Origin of the sequence: Endozoicomonas sp., from assembly GCF_051008435.1 — a bacterium.
Taxonomy (GTDB): domain Bacteria; phylum Pseudomonadota; class Gammaproteobacteria; order Pseudomonadales; family Endozoicomonadaceae; genus Endozoicomonas_A.
The window spans coordinates 1-2,171 of the sequence record NZ_JBPCXO010000364.1 but is presented as its reverse complement, the minus strand read 5'-3'; the positions used below and the strand labels follow the sequence as shown (position 1 = coordinate 2,171).

Sequence of the window (2,171 nt, the reverse complement as noted above, 5' to 3'; positions counted from 1 at the left end):
CATGGAGGACAGCTGTGTTGCTGTCGTTTTACCAAATGAGGACAGCAGGTAGTCGCTATACAGCTCAAACAGCTCTCTGTTCATGCTTGAAAGTATGGCAAATTCTGATGGGTGCGTAACATGAGTTGGTAAAAGTGCCTCCAAAGATATCTATTTCAAAACTGGTAGGAACGATTAAAGGAAAATCAGCTTTGAGATTATTTACGCGATTTCCTTACCTGAAGCCGTACTGGGGGAATCATTTTTGGGCAAAAGGGTATTGTGTAGACACAGTAGGGGTGAATGCAGAAATGATACAGAAATATGTGAAGTATCAAGAAAAGCAAGAACGGCTCCAGCAGGAGCTTCCATTCCGTAACTGATCCATCAATATCGGGACAACTCAAGCCAGCCTTCTGAGAGGGCTGGCCGTAAATAGCCCCCTTTTAGGGGGCCAAAAGCAAGTCCACGTTCTAAGAACGTGGTTCGTTTAGACCAACTGTTCTTTCTTTCACGCTTGTTTCATTTATTCTTTGAGCATACTGGTCAATCGTTTCACCCAGCTTGTAGTCTTCCAATAAGAAAGGTTCTGAGTTATTGCAGGGCTCTATCATTTTAATTTTTCTCTGCATCATCTTCTGCAACAAAGCCATTTCATCTTCAAATTCCCGGGCATGGTCATGGTAGCCCCCACCCAGCAGATGTCGGAACTCGTGCTGGGCAACAATGGCGTCCAGCCCATTCAGCTGACGCGTAAACTTTCGTCCCTGAGGGTCCATGGCTTCAATAGTTATGCTATTCCAGGTAGCCACCTTGCCAAACTTTTTACCTTTTGAGCTCAAACATCCGTGCCAGAAACAACTTTTCTCCTTTGAGGCCTGAGTAATCACCGGGTTAATAAAAACATCGGAAGGTACTGTTGCATTAATCATGGGGGGTGGGCCAATCAGAAAGAGCTGTAAAGACTGTCCTACCTGATTGGCCGATATCCCCCCCCCAGTATTGGTGGCCATGGCGGTATGCATGTTTTTAATCAATGCATCAATTTCAGGATCTGGCAGACGCTTCACAGCTTGTGTGGGCGAATTCAATACCGGTTGATGATCCGGGTTTTCAAACTGAAAAATAGTGTACCGTTTAGGTGTTTCAGCTTTCTGCTTAGCTGCTTCTGTTTCAACGGTTTTCTGAGGAGGAAAATCAGTGACAAGAGCAATCTGCTTTTTACCTTCTATTAAGGTAACAGGATCACCTAAATCACTTTCTACGTCTTCTTCAGCCGTTTCGAGCAGATAAGCAACCATGGCAAAGATGCCCAGAATGACCGCCAGAATTACCAGGAACTTCCTGAAATTCACACCATTCACTCCAAAAAATAATGAGACTTTCAGGATAGACCACTCACTCTCGACTGCACTGACCTGCCGGCCGAATCAAAAATATCAACTAGTATTCAGACTCAATTTTCTGATACTGGCAGGTAATGATATGAGGCTGATGAGACTGATGGACTGATGGACTGATGGACTGATGGACTGATCATAGTGGTACTGAGTGCTTATGCCCTTCAAGCTTTTTCTTCCAGTCAGCCTGCCGAACTTAAAACCTGTTTGATCTCCAGCTTTGAAGAAAAGCGTTGGTACCGGAGCCCAAATTCGATTTCAGAATGCCATGCAGAAGAGTCAGCAGCCAATTCACCATTGTTCCCCTCTCCAGGTCTTTTAAATCAACTGTCATTTGTTTCAAATAATGAAACATTGCCTGTTGATAGAAGCTGTATTTCAGAAGAGGAAAATAATAATGCACTTATATGCTCCTCCACAGAGTGCAACTGCGCCTGTTTTTATAAAGACAATGAGGTAGTTACAGAACCGGAAAGAGCAGCTCGATTGAAAACCAGGATTATTGCCTGACAGAAGCTGGAGCACATCATGAGCTTTATTATGCTTTTCCCAAACCTCGAACATCACTGGCGACCAAAGACTGGAAAAACAGCTTTAGCATTGCCAGCAGTCCTGCTCAAGCCATCACAAGCTCAAAAACCGTTGTCTTTGGATCAGTTCTGATGGCTCTAGGAGTCTGTCGGACTTAGCCGACCGTAGCGAGAAAAAGTCCGGTTTGAGACAGTTTTTATGATTATTTGAGGCGAATAGCGAGCTATTCAACGAAAAGAATCATAAAAAATGGCCAAATCC

The 2,171-nt window shown here is 44.1% G+C and carries 2 protein-coding genes and 1 pseudogene; 2 read left to right on the top strand and 1 reads right to left on the bottom strand.

The features are described 5' to 3' along the window. Window positions 1–119 precede the first annotated feature (119 nt). Window positions 120–362, top strand: a pseudogene (tnpA, locus tag ACR2PX_RS18250) (IS200/IS605 family transposase); the annotation flags it as partial. Between the two features lie 90 nt (window positions 363–452). Here the strand turns inward: tnpA and ACR2PX_RS18245 are convergent. Further along, window positions 453–1,334, bottom strand: coding sequence for a peptide deformylase (locus tag ACR2PX_RS18245; RefSeq protein ID WP_434000791.1), 882 nt, complete (start codon window positions 1,332–1,334; stop codon window positions 453–455). 573 nt (window positions 1,335–1,907) lie between these two features. Here ACR2PX_RS18245 and ACR2PX_RS18240 point away from each other — a divergent pair. Continuing rightward, window positions 1,908–2,042, top strand: a complete 135-nt coding sequence (locus ACR2PX_RS18240; RefSeq protein ID WP_434000790.1) for a hypothetical protein — start codon at window positions 1,908–1,910, stop codon at window positions 2,040–2,042. Window positions 2,043–2,171 lie beyond the last annotated feature (129 nt).